The following is a 15,791-nucleotide window of genomic DNA, read 5'->3' on the forward strand; positions in this document are numbered from 1 at the left end:
GGCCGCGTGCGTGTTTCCACGTGCGCTCGACGTGCGCTCTTTGTGGGAGGGACTTCAGTCCAGACGAGGGGAAGTGTCAGTCGGCTTTGGGCTTCATGCGTCGCGGCTGAAGCCGCTCCCACAGGGAGTGGGCCGGGCACCCTTGTGGGAGGGACTTCAGTTCCGACGGGGTAGAGTGTCAGCCGGCTTTCGGCTTCGCTCGTCGCGGCTGAAGCCGCTCCCACAGAGGGTCTGGTGCGACATCGTGGACTGCCCAGCACGACCGGCTTCGTGGGCCGATACTTCACTCCGATTCCCGATTCCCAGCCCCTTACGCCCCCTGCTCGCGCGCGATCGCACGCCAGCCGATGTCGCGGCGGTGGAATTCGCTGGCCCAGTGAATCTGCTCCACACCGGCGTACGCATGCCGCTGCGCCTCTGCCACGCTGTCGCCCAACGCCGCCACGCACAGCACGCGGCCGCCGGCGCTGAGCACGCGGCCCTGCGCGTCCAGCGTGGTGCCGGCATGGAACACCTTGGCGTTGGCCGGCACCGCGTCCAGGCCGGTGATCGCTTCACCGGTGACCGGGGTCTCCGGATACGGCGCCGCCGCCAGCACCACGCCCAGCGACGGGCGCGGATCCCACTGCGCCTGCGTCGCGTGCAGGCGTTCGTCGAGCGCGGCCTCGAGCAGGTCGAGCAGGTCCGACTGCAGGCGCAGCATCACCGGCTGCGTTTCCGGGTCACCGAAGCGCACGTTGAACTCGATCACCTTGGGCGCGCCGCTGGCGTCGATCATCAGCCCGGCGTAGAGGAAGCCGGTGAACGGCACGCCGTCGGCCTGCATGCCGCGCACGGTCGGCTCCACCACCTCGCGCATCACCCGCGCGTGCACCTCGGGCGTCACCACCGGCGCCGGCGAGTACGCGCCCATGCCGCCGGTGTTGGGGCCGGTGTCGCCGTCGCCGACGCGCTTGTGGTCCTGGCTGGTGGCCATCGGCAGCGCGGTGTGGCCGTCGACCATGGAAATGAAGCTGGCTTCCTCGCCGTCGAGGAATTCCTCGATCACCACGCGCGCACCGGCGTCGCCGAAGGCGTTGCCGGAGAGCATGTCGCGCACCGCGGCCTCGGCCTCCTCCAGCGACATCGCCACGATCACGCCCTTGCCGGCGGCCAGGCCGTCGGCCTTGATCACGATCGGCGCGCCCTTGTCGCGGACGTACGCCAGCGCGGGTTCGACCTCGGTGTGCACGGCGTAGAACGCGGTGGGAATACCGTGGCGCTGCAGGAAGTCCTTGGCGTAGGCCTTGCTGCCTTCCAGCTGCGCGGCGGCGGCGCTGGGGCCGAAGATGCGCAGCCCGGCGGCGCGGAAGCGGTCGACCACGCCCAGCACCAGCGGCACTTCCGGGCCGACCACGGTCAGCGCCACGCCTTCGTCCTGGGCCAGCGCCAACAGCCCGTCGAGGTCGTTCACCTTGACCGGCACGTTGCGGCACTTGGCCTCGCCGGCGGTGCCGGCATTGCCGGGTGCCACCAGCACTTCGTCGACACGGGGGGACTGGGCCAGCTTCCAGGCCAGGGCGTGTTCGCGGCCGCCGGAGCCGATGACGAGCAGTTTCATCGCGGAGTTCCAGATTGCAGGGGAAAGGGAAGCGGGTGCACCGGGCGCGCACGCCTCACGTGCAGCCTTCGCGCTGCAGCGCCTCGGGGAAATGGTAGTCCAGGTCTTCTGATCCAGCGCGAAACGGTGTTCGCGGTGCACCGGACGCTGGCCGCAGTCCGTGCCGGTTTCCTCGATCAGCAGCGGCCACACGCGGGCGGCATGGTCGCGGTCGTCGAAGCGCAGGGCGAAGTCGATGTTGAACTGGCCCGCCTTGCAGTCCGCCGCCGCATCGGCGTCGTCGCAGTCGGCGGCGCCGCCGTTGTCGATGTGGCTGCGCACGCTGCCGGCGTCGACCAGGCCCTTGGGGCCGGGCAGGATCAGGGTCTGCGATTGCAGCGCGTAGCCCTGGCCGAACCAGCCGTCCTCGACCCGGAACCCGTAGAAGTCGCTGCCGGCGCGGACGATGCCGACCTCGCCCGGCTGGCCCTGGCTGCCGTAGGTGCCGCCGGTGCGTTCGGCGGCGACGGCGAAGCCCTGGCCCTCGGGGCGCAGCACGTAGAAGTCGATGGTGCCCGGCTCCGGGTGGCCGGCATCGCGCAGCGCGCCGCACACCGCCAGCAACTGCTGCCAGCCGTCGCCGATGACCACCGGTTGTTCGGCGCAGATCTGCCAGTCCACCGCATGGCTATCGCCGTCCTGGGTCCATTGCCCCGGCCAGTGTCCGGCGAGCGTCGCGGCGCTGCCGTAGCGTTGCTGCACGAATGCGAGCAGGCGCGCGGTGCGGCTGACGTGGGCTGGTGCGGCGGCGCTGGCGGGCGCAGCCGCAGGGGCCTTGCCTTGTGAGGGCGCCGGCGCCGGCGCGCAGCCGCCGAGTACGACGGCGCCGGCCAGGGCCAGCACGGCGAGCGGACGCGGCGCGACAGCGGACATGCGCATCGCTCCGGACTCAGTGGCGGAAGTGGCGCACGCCGGTGAACACCATGGCGATGCCGTGCTCGTCGGCCGCGGCGATCACCTCGGCGTCGCGCATCGAACCGCCGGGCTGGATCACCGCCTTGATGCCGGCCGCGGCGGCGGCGTCGATGCCGTCGCGGAACGGGAAGAACGCATCGGAGGCCATCACCGAGCCTTCCACGGCCAGGCCGGCGTCGGTGGCCTTGATGCCGGCGATGCGCGCCGAGTACACCCGGCTCATCTGCCCGGCGCCGACGCCGATGGTGCGGTGGTCCTTGGCGTAGACGATGGCGTTGGACTTGACGTACTTGGCCACCTTCCACGCGAACAGCAGGTCGGCGAACTGCGCCTCGCTCGGCGCCAGCCGGGTCACCACCTTCAGCGCATCGCGCGGCACCACGTGGGCGTCGCTGGTCTGCAGCAGGATGCCCGAGCCGACCCGCTTGCTGTCGATGCCGTAGGCGCCGTCGCCGGCGGGGATGCGCAGCACGCGCACGTTGGCCTTCTTCTTGGCGTATTCGAGCGCGGCGTCGTCGTAGTCGGGGGCGATCAGCACCTCGACGAACTGGCGGTCCAGGATGACCTTGGCGGTGGCCGCGTCCAGCGTGCGGTTGAAGGCGATGATGCCGCCGAAGGCGCTGGTCGGGTCGGTGGCGTAGGCCAGTTCGTAGGCATCGCCGCAGCCGGCGCCGACCGCCACGCCGCACGGATTGGCGTGCTTGACGATGACGCAGGCCGGCGCGTCGAACTGGCGCACGCATTCCCAGGCCGCATCGCTGTCGGCGATGTTGTTGTAGGACAGCTCCTTGCCCTGCAGCTGGGTGAAGGTAGCCAGGGTGCCGGGCGTGGGGTGGAGGTCGCGGTAGAACGCGGCCTGCTGGTGCGGGTTCTCGCCGTAGCGCAGTTCCATCACCTTGACGAAGCTGGAGTTCATCTGCGCCGGGAAGGGACTGCGCGTCGGCACCGCGGCGTCGCTGGCGGTGACCGCGGACAGGTAGTTGCTGATCGCCGCGTCGTACTGGGCGACGCGGTTGAACGCGGCCACCGCCAGGGCGAAGCGCTTGGCCGCCGACAGCCGGCCGTCGTTGGCCTCCAGCTCGGCCAGCAGCTCGGCGTACTGCGCCGGGTCGGTGGCCACGGCCACGCGGGCGAAGTTCTTGGCCGCCGAGCGCAGCATCGCCGGGCCGCCGATGTCGATGTTCTCCACCGCGTCGGCAAGCGTGCAGTCGGCCTTCGCCGTGACCGCCTCAAACGGATACAGATTCAGCACCAGCAGGTCGATCGCGGCGATGCCGTGTTCGGCCATCACCGCATCGTCGGTGCCGGCACGGCCAAGCAGGCCGCCGTGCACCAGCGGGTGCAGGGTCTTGACCCGGCCGTCCATCATCTCCGGGAAGCCGGTCAGTTCGGACACGTCCTTCACCGCCAGCCCGGCCTCGCGCAGCGCCTTGGCGGTGCCGCCGGTGGACAGCAGTTCGACGTTGCGAGCGGCCAGCGCGCGGGCCAGGTCGATCAGGCCGGTCTTGTCGGAAACGGACAGCAGCGCCCGGCGCACGGGCAGGAAATCGGAGGGCATGGGGCAGGGCGGGGGCAGCGGAACGGGCCGCCATTGTAGGCGCTGAGGCCCGCCGACGCCCGGCTGAGGTCCGCACCGGGTAAGCGGATCGTGCGTGCGAAGGTCGATTCCACGCGATGACGCCGAGCGCTCGGCGGCCCTTGCGTAGTTGGGTTCTCGTGCCGCAGGCAGTGCTGCGCGGCCCCCGCGGCGTGACGGCGACGCGCACTGGTCGTGCCGCCGCACGCGGCGCCTGGCGCGGGCGTGGCGGGCTGCGCCATCGCGCGCGCCGCCGCTGCGATGCATTAGGCTGTCGCCGCCCCGCCCTCGCCGTCAGGACCACGCGCGTGTCGATCTATGCCCTCAAAGGACGTTTCCAGGACCTGCTGCGGCCGGGCGTGCGCGTGCTGGACCGACTCGGCGTCACCGCCAACCAGGTGACGGTGGCCGCGGCGCTGCTGTCGCTGCTGGTCGCCGCGGTGGTCTACGCGCAAGGCGCGGCGCAGCCGCTGTGGTATGCGCTGCTGCCGGTGTGGATGCTGCTGCGGATGGCCTTGAACGCGGTGGACGGCATGCTGGCGCGCGAGTTCGGCCAGCAGTCGCGGCTGGGCGCCTACCTCAACGAACTGTGCGACGTGGTCGCCGATGCGGCGCTGTACCTGAGCCTGCTGAGCGTGCCGGGCGTGATGGGCGGCTGGGTGTGGTTGATGGTGCTGGGCGCGGCGTTGACCGAATATGCCGGCGTGCTCGGGCTGATGGTCGGCGCCAGCCGCCGCTACGATGGGCCGATGGGCAAGAGCGATCGCGCCTTCTACGTCGGCGTGCTGGGGGTGCTGTTGGCCTGTGGCTTACCCGGCGCACCAGCCGTCAATGGCTTCGCTGGGGTGGTGGCGTTCCTGTGCGTGTCGACGGCGGTGCGCCGCGTCGCGGCCGGATTACGCGAGGCGGACGCGCGCGACTGAGCGGGTGCGGCCATTGCGGGCCGCGGGATACATGGATTCACCACAGACAGGACATCGGCAACGGATGCGGCAGGTCAACGAAAGCGAATTCGCCAGTTTCGACGGCACACGGCTGTTCTACCGGCATTGGCCGGCAACCGCGCCGGTGGCGCCGCCGCGGGCGATCGTGCTGCTGCACCGCGGCCACGAGCATTCCGGGCGGGTCATGCACTTGGCCGAGGAACTGGGCCTGGACGACTGCGCGCTGTTCGCCTGGGATGCGCGCGGCAACGGCCGCTCGCCCGGCGCGCGCGGCGACGCGCCCGGTTTCCCGGCGCTGGTGCGCGACCTGGACCGCTTCGTCGCGCACATCGGGCAGGTCCACGGCATCGCCGTGCAGGACATCGTGGTGATCGCGCAGAGCGTGGGCGCGGTGGTCGCCAGCACCTGGGTGCACGACTACGCGCCGCCGCTGCGCGCGCTGGTGCTGGCTTCGCCGGCGTTCAAGGTCAAGCTGTACGTGCCGTTCGCACGGCCCGGGCTGGCCCTGATGCAGAAGTTGCGCGGCAACTTCTTCGTCAACAGCTACGTCAAGCCGCAGTGGCTGACCCACGACCCGGCGCGGGTCGAGAGCTACCGCAGCGATCCGTTGATCACCCGGCCGATCTCGGTGCGGGTGCTGCTGGGTCTGTATGCGGCGGCCGACCGCGTGGTCGGCGACGCGCAGGCGATCACCGTGCCGGTGCAGCTGCTGGTGTCTGGCAGCGATTTCGTGGTGCATCGCGGGCCGCAGGATCGCTTCTACGAGCGCTTGTCCTCGCCGGTGAAGGAGCGCCACCTGCTGCCCGGTTTCTTCCACGACACCCTGGGCGAGCGCGACCGCGCACCGGCGCTGGCGCAGATCCGCCGCTTCGTGCGCGAGCGCTTCGCCGCCGCGCCGGCGCTGCCCAGCCTGCTGCAGGCGCACCGGCATGGCCCGACCTTCGAGGAAGCCGAGCGCCTGGCCTGGCCGCCGGAGCGCTACAGCCTGCAGGACCTGCGCTGGCGCGGCGTGCGCGCCGGCCTGCGCCTGGGTGGGCGGCTGTCCGAGGGCATCGCGCTGGGCCTGCAGACCGGCTTCGATTCCGGCAGCACGCTGGACTACATCTACCGCGATCAGGCCGCCGGGCGCGGCCCGTTGGGGCGGATGATCGACCGCAACTACCTGGATGCGATCGGCTGGCGCGGCATCCGCGTGCGTCGCCAGCACCTGCACGAACTGCTGGGCCTGGCGATGCAGCGCCTGCGCGCCGCCGGCCTGCCGGTGCGCGCGCTGGACATCGCCGCCGGCCATGGCCGCTACGTACTGGAAGCGCTGGCCGGTGGCAGCCAGCGCGCCGACGCGATCCTGCTGCGCGATTTCAGTCCCTTGAACGTGGCGCAGGGCCGCGCGCTGATCGCCGCGCTCGGCGCCACCGACATCGCCCGCTTCGAGCAGGGCGATGCCTTCGACCGCGACGCGCTGGCGGCGCTGCAGCCGCGGCCGACGCTGGCGGTGGTGTCGGGCCTGTACGAGCTGTTCCCGGACAACGACCAGGTGCTGCGCTCGCTGCAGGGCGTGGCCGCGGCGGTGGAGCCGGGCGGTTACCTGGCCTACACCGGTCAACCCTGGCACCCGCAGCTGGAATTCATCGCCCGCGCGTTGACCAGCCACCGCGGCGGTGCGGCCTGGGTGATGCGCCGGCGTACCCAGCAGGAGATGGACGAGCTGGTGTGCGCGGCCGGCTTCCGCAAGCTGGAGCAGCGCATCGACGACTGGGGCATCTTCACTGTGTCGCTGGCGCAGCGGATCGCGCCATGAGCGTTGCCGCCGCGCGGCCGTGGCGGCGTGCGCTGGTCTGGCTGGCGCTGCTGGGGCCGTTCTTCTTCCTCAGCTACGGCTTGGCCAACACGCTGGCCGCGCGTCGCGTCGACGTGCCGTCGCTGCCATTCGCCTGGGAAACCCAGATCCCGTTCTGGCCGTGGACCATCGTGCCGTACTGGTCGATCGACCTGTTCTACGTGGCCTCGTTCTTCGTGTGCCGCACGCGTGCCGAACTGGACACGCATGCGCGGCGCCTGCTCACCGCGCAGTTGCTGGCGGTGGGTTGCTTCCTGCTGTGGCCGCTGCGCTTCGGTTTCGAGCGGCCACCCACCGAGGGCGTGTTCGGCTGGCTGTTCGCGGTGCTGCTCGGCTTCGACAAGCCGTTCAACCAGGCGCCGTCGCTGCACATCGTGCTGCTGGTGGTGCTGTGGGTGCGCTACGCGCAGCACCTGCACGGGCTGCCGCGGCTGGCCCTGCACGGCTGGTTCGCGCTGATCGGGCTGTCGGTGCTGACCACCTACCAGCATCACTTCCTGGATGTGCCTACCGGCCTGGCCGCCGGCTGGCTGTGCGTGTGGCTATGGCCGGAGCGCATCGCCGCGCCGTTGCCCGCGGCGGCACTCGCGCGCGATCCGCGGCGCTGGCGCCTGGCCGCGCTGTACCTGCTCGGCAGCGTGGCCTGCGTGGCCGCCGCACGCGCGCTCGGTGGCGCCGGCTGGTGGCTGCTGTGGCCGGGGCTGTCGCTGCTGCTGGTCGCGCTCAGCTACGCGCTGCTCGGTCCGCTCGGTTTGCAGAAGCGCACCGACGGCCGCCTGAGCCTGGCCGCGCGCTGGTTGTACGCGCCGTACCTGGTTGCCGCGTGGCTGAACTCGCGCGCCTGGACCTGGCGCGATCCGGCGCCACGCGCGATCGCCGACGGCGTCTGGCTCGGGCGCATGCCCGGCCGCGGCGAGCGCACGCGCTTCGCCGCGGTGGTCGACGTCAGCGCGGAACTGTCGTTGCATCCGGCGCAGGCGCACGACCGCGTGGTGCCGATGCTGGACCTGGTGGCGCCGCCGGCCGCGGCCCTGCGTGCGGCCGCCGACGCGATCGAAGCGGCGCGCGTGCACGGCCCGGTGCTGGCCTGCTGCGCGCTGGGCTATTCGCGCAGCGCGGCCGCCGTTGCCACCTGGCTGCTGCGTAGCGGCCGCGCTGTCAGCGTGGACGACGCGCTGGCGCTGCTGCAGGCGCGCGCGCCACGCATCGTGCTGGGGCCGGCGCAGCGTGCCGCCATCGCCGCCGCCTGCACTGCGCCGCCGGCGTCGCTGCAGGCGCAGGAGCTGCCGGCATGAGCGCGTCGCTGGAACTGCACACGATGGCGGCCGTGCTGCGCCAGGGCGCGCCACTGGACCGGCTGTCGCAGGTGGTGTTGGCAACGGCCCTGCTGCTGGTCGCCTGGTATGCCGGCACCGGCGCCGTGCTCGCCGCGGCGCTGTGCGGATGCTCGGCGCTGGCCGGCCTGCTGCAGCGCTACTGGGCGGCGCGGGTCGGCCTGGATGCGGATCTGCTGGAGGCAGTGCTGGCCGAAGCGGATCCAGCGCGCGCCGGTGCCGATCTGGACGCGGTCCTGCACAGGTTGGGCCTGCTGTGCACGCTGCCGCCGCCGCGCGACTGGCTGGCGCGCTGGCAGGGCATGCGCCGCCTGCTGCGGCGGCAGTTGATCGCGCTCGTGGTGCAGCTGCTGGCGCTGGTACTGGCGCTGTGCACGGGGCAGTTTGCATGAGGAGGCAGACGCCATGACCGACGAACCCGCAACGACCTTGCGCTCCGAGGTGGATGCGGCCCGGCACGCGCTGTGGCAGCGCCTGCAGGCCTACCGTTTCGGCGACGGCGAAGCGGCGCTGCCGGCGTTCGTGCGCCGCGTCGCCAAGGAAGCCAACGTGTCGCAGGCGCTGGCCGCGCGGGCGGTCGAGGAGTACCGGCGCTTCTGCTTCCTGGCCTGCGTGGCCGGCGAGGAGGTGACGCCCAGCGCCCTGGTCGACCAGGTCTGGCATACCCACCTCACCGACACCCGCGAGTACTGGCAACGGTTCTGTCCGCAGGTGCTGCGGATCACCCTGCATCATCAACCCGGGCGCGGCGACCCGGCCGACGCCGAGCGCTTCCAGGCGCAGTACAAGGCCACGCTGGGGCACTACTGGCATCACTTCGGCGAGCCGCCGTTGGCGTGCTGGCCGGCCCCGGCCGGCGCGCCGACCGCGCCGGCACCGCGCCAGGCCGGCACGCGCCGTGTGGTCCGCGCGCGCGGCGGCGTCGCCCTGTGGGGCTGGATCCTGGGCGTGGCGCTGCTGTTCGCGGTGCTCTGGCAGGGCAACGGCCCGCACTCGCCGCTGCATTGGCCCGGGCCGCCGTTCCTGCTGCTGTTCCTGGCCGGCATCGGCCTGGCCTGGAGCCTGGGCGCGCGGCTGCGCCTGGCCGTACGCGGACTGCGCGGCGGCGACACCGAGGCGCCGCTGGATCCGGCCGAGCTGGCGTATCTGGCCGGCGGCAGCGAGCGCGTCGCCGATCAGCAACTGGCCCTGCTGCTGGCGGCCGGCGCGGTGCGCCTGCAAGCCGACCCGCGCCTGCGCCGCCACGCGCGGCTGGAACACACCCGGGTCGCCGCACCGCCGGCGCTGCAGCGCGCGCTGGCGATCGTGCGCGCGCAGCCGCAGCTGCAGCAGGCGCTGGCCGCCTTGCGGCGCGACGCCGCACCGCTGCGCCGGGCCCTGGTCGCCAAGGGGCTATGGCTGGGCCATGCGCAGGCCCTGTGTGCGCGCCTGTTCGGCGCCGCACCGTTGCTGGCGCTGTGGACCGTGGGTCTGCTGAAGCTGCGCATCGGCCTGCAGCTGCAGCGCCCGATCGGCTTCCTGGTGGCGGCGATGGTGGTGGTCACGGTCGTTGCGCTCGGCTTCCTGCTCACACCGCCGCGGCGCAGCGTCGTCGGCGACGCGCTGCTGGCCGATCGCGATGCGGCCTGGCGCGACGGCGTCGCTGCTCCCTCGCTGGCGCCCGGTTCGCACCTGGCGCTGCCGCTGGCCCTGGCCGGCACCAGTGTGTTGATGACCACGCCCTGGGCCGACTACCACGCCTTGCGTTCGCCGCTGTCCAACGGTGGCGGTGGTAACGCGTCGACCAATAATTGCGGTGGCGGCGGTGGCAGCAGCGACGGCGGCGGCAGTTGCGGCAGCAGTTGCGGCGGCGGTGGCTGCGGCGGTTGTGGAGGCGGCGACTGATGGCCGGTTCGACCTGGCAGGTGCGGCGTGCGCAGTGGCGTGCGCGCCTGGCGCTGGCGTTGCGCGCGCGCGGGGCCACGCCCAACGGCGTGTCGTGGACCGGGCTGGCGTGCGCAGTGCTGGCCGCGCTGATGTTCGCCCTGGCCTGGCGCGAGCCGCCGCTCAATGCCGCCGCGCTGCTGGTGCTGGCGGCGCTGGCGCTGCAGGCGCGGCTGCTGTGCAACCGCCTGGACGGGCTGCTGGCGCATCAGGCGCAACTGATCGGCCGTGCCGGTGCGGTGTACAACGAGGCGCCGGACCGGCTGTCGGATGTGGCGGTGTGCCTGGGCGTGGGCTATGGCCTGCAGCCGGTGTTGGGCATCGGCGCGGAACTGGGCTGGGCCGCCGCCTTGCTGTGCGTGGGCACCGCCTATGTGCGCATGCTCGGCCTGGCCTGCGCGGTGCGCGAACCGCTGCAGGGGCCGATGGCGCGCGTGCAGCGCATGCATTGGCTGTCGCTGGCCGCATTGGCGGCGGCCGCGGCGCTGCTGCTGCAGCACGCCACGCTGGCCCACATGATCCTGGCCGTGGCGCTGGCGCTGCTGATCGCCGCCGCCGCGCTGACCATCGTGATGCGCGTGCGCGCCATCGTGCGCGAACTGGAGTGGACATGATCGCCCGCCTGATCGCCCGCGGCTGCAGCGCCGCGATCCGTCTGCTCACCGGCGCACGTGCGCTGTGGCGCGGCTGCATGCCGTCCAGCGAGCGCCGCGTGTACTACGGCAACCACGCCAGCCACGGCGATTTCGTGCTGATCTGGTCGTCGTTGCCGGCGCCGTTGCGGCGAGAGGTGCGGCCGGTGGCGGCGGCCGACTACTGGCAGCGCGACGCGTTGCGTCGCTACCTGATCCATGCCGTGTTCAACGGCGTGCTGATCGAGCGCGATCCGCAGCAGCGCCAGCGCGATCCGATCGCCTGCCTGTGCGAGGCGGTCGACGCCGGCGGCTCGCTGATCCTGTTCCCGGAAGGCACGCGCAACACCGAGGATGGCCTGCTGCCGTTCAAGAGCGGTCTCTATCACCTGGCGCGGCAGCGGCCGGAACTGGAGTTCGTGCCGGTGTGGATCGACAACCTCAAGCGGGTGATGCCCAAGGGCATGTGGCTGCCGCTGCCGCTGCTGTGCACCACCACCTTCGGCGAGCCGCTGCGGCTGGGCGCCGGCGAGGACAAGCAGGCCTTCCTCGATCGCGCGCGTGCGGCCTTGCTGGCCTTGGCGCCGGAGCAGGCGGAGGCGGCCCGATGAATCCGATCGCGCTGAGCGAACACCTGCAGCAGTCCTCGCTGCGGCAACAGACGGTGTGGTTGTTCCTGGGCATCGCCACGGTGCTGATCGTGGCCACGCTGATCGCCGAGACCCTGCGCTGGCGCGCGCGCGGACGACCCAGCGCGGTGCTGGACAACCTGGTGGCGCGGATCCGCGCCTGGTGGGTGATGGCCGCGGTGGTGGCGCTGGCGTTCGCCTTCGGCCGCCTGGGCGTGATCGTGCTGTTCGCGCTGGTGTCGCTGTTCGCACTGCGCGAGTTCATCACCCTCACCCCGACCCGGCGCGGCGACTACTACGCGCTGCTGGCCGCGTTCTATGTGGTGCTGCCGTGGCAGTACTGGCTGGTGTGGAGCGACTGGTACGGCCTGTACACGTTGCTGATCCCGGTCTATGCGTTCCTGGTGCTGCCGATCCTGTCCACCATCGGCGGCGACACCACGCGCTACCTGGAGCGCACCGCGAAAGTGCAGTGGGGGCTGATGATCTGCGTGTTCTGCATCTCGCACGTGCCGGCGCTGCTGAACCTGAAGATTCCCGGCTACGAAGGCCGCAACCTGCTGCTGTTTGCGTTCCTGGTGATCGTGGTGCAGTCCTCGGACGTGCTGCAGTACGTGTGGGGCAAGCTGATCGGCAAGCACCTGATCGCGCCCAGGCTGTCGCCGTCCAAGACCGTGGAAGGCTTCTTCGGCGGCATCCTTTCGGCCAGCCTGCTGGGCGCGGCGCTGTGGTGGATCACCCCGTTCTCGCCACTGCAGGCGTTCGCGCTGGCGCTGGTCGCCAACCTGATGGGCTTCTTCGGCGGCCTGGTGATGTCGGCGATCAAGCGCGACCGCGGCATCAAGGACTGGGGCCACATGATCGAAGGCCACGGCGGCGTGCTCGATCGCCTGGATTCGGTGTGCTTTGCCGCGCCGGTGTTCTTCCACCTGATCCGTTATGGATGGGTGTGAGGGGCGGGGATTGGGGATGTCGGGATTCGGGATTCGCTGGAGTGTCGCGCGCTGTGCGTGCGTAGGAGCGGCTTCAGCCGCGATGCCTTCCCGATAGCGCGTCGGGGCCGATCGCGCAGCAAGCGGGTAGGAATTTCTTTCGGATTCCCATCGCCGTTCGTCTGTCGGCGATGGAGGTTGGGTGATGCGATCGCGCTTTGCGGCCAGGTGGTGGCATGGCATTCGTTGCAGCAGGGCTGCAGCCCTGGCGCTTCAGCCAGTGTCGCGTCGGGGCTGAAGCCCCTCCCACATGGCAATGTGCGGCCTTCGGCGCTCGCTGCTTCTTCGCGGCAACACTTCGCTCGACATCGCCTCGCGAGGCGATGCAGGTTTCAGGCGTCGCGGCTGAAGCCGCTCCTACAAGGATGATGCGCAGCGCTTACAACCAGCGTCGCGTGCTGTGTCGGATCGCTTGCCACTCAAGTCCTGCAGGACAGGATGCTGCAATCCCGAATCCCGGCTTTCAACAGCCGCAGGCTGATCATCCCGAATCCCGGCCCTCAAGCCAGCCCGTATTCCTTGAGCTTCTTGCGCAGCGTGGCGCGATGGATGCCCAGCATCGCCGCGGCGCGGCTCTGGTTGCCTTCGCAATGGTTGAGCACTTCCACGAACAACGGGATCTCCATCTCGCGCAGCACGATCTCGTACACGTCGTCGGCGTCGCAGCCATCGAGGTCGCGCAGGTAGCGGCGGACCGATTGCGCCACGTGTTCGCGCAGCGGCGGCTTCGGCGCGCCGCGACTGGAGTCAGGACGAGTGGTGGCGGCGTTCAAGTTCGACGGATCCCCGGATGACAGCGGCGCCGGACGGCAGGAGGGCCGGCGCGGGGGGACGAGTCTAGCGCGTGGCCTGCGCCGCTGCCATGGCGCAGTGCCCGAACGCAGCGTTCTCAGTGGAAGTCGAAACTGAATGCCGCAGTCTCGGCGGCCGGTTCGCGCACCTGGAACGCGATCTGTGCGCTCTGTCCCGGCTCCAATGTGGCGCTGTCCGGGCGTGCGCGGCCCAGGTACTCCTGCGGGCGCAGCACGCGGCTGCCGATGGTGCGGCCGTCGGTGTCGGCCAGCGACAGTTGCAGCAGCGGCCAGGCCTGCGCCCAGCGTGCGTCGTTGCGGAACGTCGCCTGCACCTGCAGGGTGCCGGCATGGCCGGGCAACGGCCGCACCTCGCGGCTGAGCATGGTGAAGGCCGCCGGCTCGCGCCAGGCCGGCACGCTGCAGCGCAGGACCTGGCACACCCCGGCCACCCACGGCCGCCAGCGCGGGTCGGCGCCCAGACGCTGGCGATCGGCGATGAGGATCTGCAGCGCCAGCAGCAGGCCCAGCCCCGCCAGCGCGATCCACTGCCACGGCGCGGCGTGCAGCACCGGGCGCCGCGCGCGTGGGCCATGCAGGAAGCTCGGGGCGGCAGTGGCGGCGGACGCAGGCGCGATGGGGGCGGTACCGATGGCCGCGGTCGTAGTCGGTGCCAGTGTTGGTGCGGGGTCCGTCGCCGATGCGGGCGCTGACGGCAGCGCCCCCAGGTCCGTGTCACGCGCGGCGTGGTGCGCGTTGGTGTCGGCGTCGTCCTCGGTCTTGCTCGGCTTCGCGTTCGCAGACGCTGGCGAGACGCTTGGCGCTACGGGCGGTGCTGCCGTGTCGGTCAGCGCTGCCGCCGGTGCATCGTCGCCCGCTGCCGGCGCGACCGGTGCCTCGTCCTGCGTGGCGGACGGATCGGGCTGACGCAGCAAGGTGGCGAGGCTGGGACGGGGCGGAGTGCGATCGGGCATGCGCGCGGGCGACGACGGCGAGAGCCGTATTCAAGCATGCGCCGGCTGGATCTGCAGCGCGCTACCGCTGGATCGTGGCCTTTGTCAGCGCTAGACGCGTCACGGCGCGAGGGTCCCGCGGCCTGCTCAGCGCGACTTGCGGGTGTCGAGCAGGTCGAGCAAGCCGGCGCGCTGCCGCGGGCTCAGGCTTTCGAAGCGCTCCAGCAGGCGCAACTGCTGGTCGGTGAACTGGTATTGGTTGGGCAGTTCGCCGATGGCGGCGGCGTCCGCGGCGATCGGTTCGCCGAACACCCGCTCGCCGCGGCCGGTGGCCAGGTACTCGAAGCTCAGCCCGCTGCGGCGGGCCAGCGCGATCAGGTGCTCCACCGCCGGCGCTGTGCCTTCGGCCATTTCCCACTGCGCCACGGCGCTGCGGGTCACGCCCAGGTCCAGCGCCAGGGCCTCCTGGGTGAGGCCGGTCAGCTTGCGCGCTTCGCGCACCCGTTGGTACAGCTTGCTGTTCACACGCACCTCCGCAAGGGAGGCGAGATATAGCCGTGCCGGTCGTTGCGGTTGGTTCGTAGCGCTGCCTATTGGTCGAATGTTAGCGATACTATCTTCGTCGCGAGCCCGCCCTCTGCGGCCCCCGACGCTTTCCCGTTTTCCCGTTCCACGCGCCCAATCGCGCAAAGCGTCGACCATGCGCCGCGGGGTGGTGCTGGCTTATTCAGGTGCCTCGCAGCGCGAGCGATCGAACCAGAACCGCTTTGCCTGGTGGTCGTAGACCAGGCGCTGCCCCATCATCGCGTTGATGCCCAGGATCATCGCCGGCTCCTGGCCAAACCCGAAGCTTTTGAACACTGGCAGATCGGCCACGCGAACGGTGAGACGGTCCACGCGGCGACCTGCGAATGCCACCGCGTCGACCTCGCCTTCGCGCGTTTCCCTTGCCTCCGATGCCGCGCCGTAGAGCGTCTCCCCGCGCCGGAAAGACGGGCCATCCACATCGAGATGCGCGGCACGTGCGAACGCCGGATTGATCTGCGTCCCGCGCGAACCCGTGTCGAGCACGGCGATTCCCGCCACGCCGTTGACGGTGACAGGCAGCGTCAGTTGCGTTCCGTCGACGACGGTCCCGCCCTGGAGCATCACTGCATCCTTGGTGAGGATGCGGCGCATCGAGACGGGTTTGGGGCGCAGCGAGACTTCGCGGCACGGGAAGTCGAAGATTGCGATCGCACCGTCCATCAGGTCGTTGCCCGTCACCCCCGCCGCGACCTCGGCGTCCTTGCGATCCGGCAAGCCGGTGGCCTCGACGTTGCGCATCGTGCGGCCATCGACCGTGAGGCTGTCGAGTCGATAGGTCGGCATCATCGCCGCTCCGGTCATGCCCTCCACGCTGATGGGCAGGCCCGGTTCCAACGCCTGCTGCTTGGCGAACCACTGATAGACATGTGTTCCGTCAGCCCCGGTGTCGAGGATGAAGGGCACGGTCCCCTTGCCGTTGACGAAGGCAGGCACGACCAAATGGCCGTTCCCCGCCGGGGTCAGCGGCACGGAGGATTCGGCATGGGGGCTGAGCAACAGGCACGAGGCGACGAGCGCCGACATCGGACGCATGGGCTT

General features: G+C 71.2%; 14 protein-coding genes and 1 pseudogene. 8 read left to right on the top strand and 7 right to left on the bottom strand.

What is annotated here, in order from left to right; all coding sequences use genetic code 11:
* Positions 1-310 precede the first annotated feature (310 nt).
* From purD to purH, 3 genes and pseudogenes are all read right to left on the bottom strand, one after another.
* On the bottom strand, positions 311-1,600 hold the full coding sequence (gene purD, locus FHR66_RS19795) for a phosphoribosylamine--glycine ligase (protein WP_160966565.1): 1,290 nt from the start codon (positions 1,598-1,600) through the stop codon (positions 311-313).
* A 55-nt stretch (positions 1,601-1,655) separates the two neighbouring features.
* Positions 1,656-2,512: pseudogene (locus FHR66_RS19800) on the bottom strand (hypothetical protein).
* A 16-nt stretch (positions 2,513-2,528) separates the two neighbouring features.
* Positions 2,529-4,112, bottom strand: coding sequence for a bifunctional phosphoribosylaminoimidazolecarboxamide formyltransferase/IMP cyclohydrolase (gene purH / locus FHR66_RS19805; protein WP_160966475.1), 1,584 nt, complete (start codon positions 4,110-4,112; stop codon positions 2,529-2,531).
* A gap of 326 nt (positions 4,113-4,438) precedes the next feature.
* Here purH and FHR66_RS19810 point away from each other — a divergent pair, with 326 nt between their 5' ends.
* The 8 genes from FHR66_RS19810 (at position 4,439) to FHR66_RS19845 (ending at position 12,382) form a co-directional block, all read left to right on the top strand.
* Positions 4,439-5,053 (top strand): CDP-alcohol phosphatidyltransferase family protein, encoded by a 615-nt coding sequence (locus FHR66_RS19810; protein ID WP_160966477.1) that lies wholly within the window; start codon positions 4,439-4,441, stop codon positions 5,051-5,053.
* A 64-nt stretch (positions 5,054-5,117) separates the two neighbouring features.
* Positions 5,118-6,872: a bifunctional alpha/beta hydrolase/class I SAM-dependent methyltransferase gene (locus FHR66_RS19815; RefSeq protein ID WP_160966479.1), complete on the top strand. Its 1,755-nt coding sequence runs from the start codon at positions 5,118-5,120 to the stop codon at positions 6,870-6,872.
* Entirely contained in the window at positions 6,869-8,206 is a 1,338-nt protein-coding gene (locus tag FHR66_RS19820; RefSeq protein WP_160966481.1) for a phosphatase PAP2/dual specificity phosphatase family protein, read from the top strand. Before FHR66_RS19815 ends, FHR66_RS19820 begins: the two co-directional genes overlap by 4 nt.
* Positions 8,203-8,637, top strand: a complete 435-nt coding sequence (locus FHR66_RS19825) for a hypothetical protein (RefSeq protein WP_160966483.1) — start codon at positions 8,203-8,205, stop codon at positions 8,635-8,637. Before FHR66_RS19820 ends, FHR66_RS19825 begins: the two co-directional genes overlap by 4 nt.
* Positions 8,638-8,650: 13 nt before the next feature.
* On the top strand, positions 8,651-10,129 hold the full coding sequence (locus FHR66_RS19830) for a TIGR04222 domain-containing membrane protein (protein ID WP_160966485.1): 1,479 nt from the start codon (positions 8,651-8,653) through the stop codon (positions 10,127-10,129).
* Positions 10,129-10,782: a CDP-alcohol phosphatidyltransferase family protein gene (locus FHR66_RS19835; RefSeq protein WP_160966487.1), complete on the top strand. Its 654-nt coding sequence runs from the start codon at positions 10,129-10,131 to the stop codon at positions 10,780-10,782. Before FHR66_RS19830 ends, FHR66_RS19835 begins: the two co-directional genes overlap by 1 nt.
* Entirely contained in the window at positions 10,779-11,411 is a 633-nt protein-coding gene (locus FHR66_RS19840) for a lysophospholipid acyltransferase family protein (protein WP_160966489.1), read from the top strand. Before FHR66_RS19835 ends, FHR66_RS19840 begins: the two co-directional genes overlap by 4 nt.
* Positions 11,408-12,382 carry a phosphatidate cytidylyltransferase gene (locus tag FHR66_RS19845; RefSeq protein ID WP_160966491.1) on the top strand — a complete coding sequence of 325 codons (975 nt, stop codon included), beginning with the start codon at positions 11,408-11,410 and terminating at the stop codon, positions 12,380-12,382. The genes FHR66_RS19840 and FHR66_RS19845 overlap by 4 nt, the downstream gene beginning before the upstream one ends.
* A gap of 539 nt (positions 12,383-12,921) precedes the next feature.
* Here FHR66_RS19845 and fis read toward each other — a convergent pair.
* The 4 genes from fis to FHR66_RS19865 all read right to left on the bottom strand — a co-directional run bounded on the left by fis (position 12,922) and on the right by FHR66_RS19865 (position 15,785).
* Entirely contained in the window at positions 12,922-13,194 is a 273-nt protein-coding gene (gene fis, locus FHR66_RS19850; protein WP_003471008.1) for a DNA-binding transcriptional regulator Fis, read from the bottom strand.
* Between the two features lie 116 nt (positions 13,195-13,310).
* Positions 13,311-14,186 (bottom strand): DUF3426 domain-containing protein, encoded by an 876-nt coding sequence (locus tag FHR66_RS21200; RefSeq protein WP_237475291.1) that lies wholly within the window; start codon positions 14,184-14,186, stop codon positions 13,311-13,313.
* A gap of 126 nt (positions 14,187-14,312) precedes the next feature.
* Positions 14,313-14,690 (bottom strand): helix-turn-helix transcriptional regulator, encoded by a 378-nt coding sequence (locus FHR66_RS19860; protein ID WP_160966493.1) that lies wholly within the window; start codon positions 14,688-14,690, stop codon positions 14,313-14,315.
* 198 nt (positions 14,691-14,888) lie between these two features.
* Positions 14,889-15,785: an aspartyl protease family protein gene (locus FHR66_RS19865; protein ID WP_160966495.1), complete on the bottom strand. Its 897-nt coding sequence runs from the start codon at positions 15,783-15,785 to the stop codon at positions 14,889-14,891.
* Between the last annotated feature and the right edge of the window lie 6 nt (positions 15,786-15,791).

Source organism: Xanthomonas sp. F4 (genome assembly GCF_011761895.1).

Excerpts from the sequence above, each read along its gene's own strand:
- FHR66_RS21200 (WP_237475291.1), bottom strand. The coding sequence starts at position 14,186 with ATGCCCGATCGCACTCCGCCCCGTCCCAGCCTCGCCACCTTGCTGCGT.
- FHR66_RS19835 (WP_160966487.1), top strand. The coding sequence starts at position 10,129 with ATGGCCGGTTCGACCTGGCAGGTGCGGCGTGCGCAGTGGCGTGCGCGC.
- FHR66_RS19815 (WP_160966479.1), top strand. The coding sequence starts at position 5,118 with ATGCGGCAGGTCAACGAAAGCGAATTCGCCAGTTTCGACGGCACACGG.
- FHR66_RS19840 (WP_160966489.1), top strand. The coding sequence starts at position 10,779 with ATGATCGCCCGCCTGATCGCCCGCGGCTGCAGCGCCGCGATCCGTCTG.
- FHR66_RS19845 (WP_160966491.1), top strand. The coding sequence starts at position 11,408 with ATGAATCCGATCGCGCTGAGCGAACACCTGCAGCAGTCCTCGCTGCGG.
- FHR66_RS19830 (WP_160966485.1), top strand. The coding sequence starts at position 8,651 with ATGACCGACGAACCCGCAACGACCTTGCGCTCCGAGGTGGATGCGGCC.
- FHR66_RS19820 (WP_160966481.1), top strand. The coding sequence starts at position 6,869 with ATGAGCGTTGCCGCCGCGCGGCCGTGGCGGCGTGCGCTGGTCTGGCTG.
- FHR66_RS19825 (WP_160966483.1), top strand. The coding sequence starts at position 8,203 with ATGAGCGCGTCGCTGGAACTGCACACGATGGCGGCCGTGCTGCGCCAG.
- purH (WP_160966475.1), bottom strand. The coding sequence starts at position 4,112 with ATGCCCTCCGATTTCCTGCCCGTGCGCCGGGCGCTGCTGTCCGTTTCC.
- FHR66_RS19865 (WP_160966495.1), bottom strand. The coding sequence starts at position 15,785 with ATGCGTCCGATGTCGGCGCTCGTCGCCTCGTGCCTGTTGCTCAGCCCC.
- purD (WP_160966565.1), bottom strand. The coding sequence starts at position 1,600 with ATGAAACTGCTCGTCATCGGCTCCGGCGGCCGCGAACACGCCCTGGCC.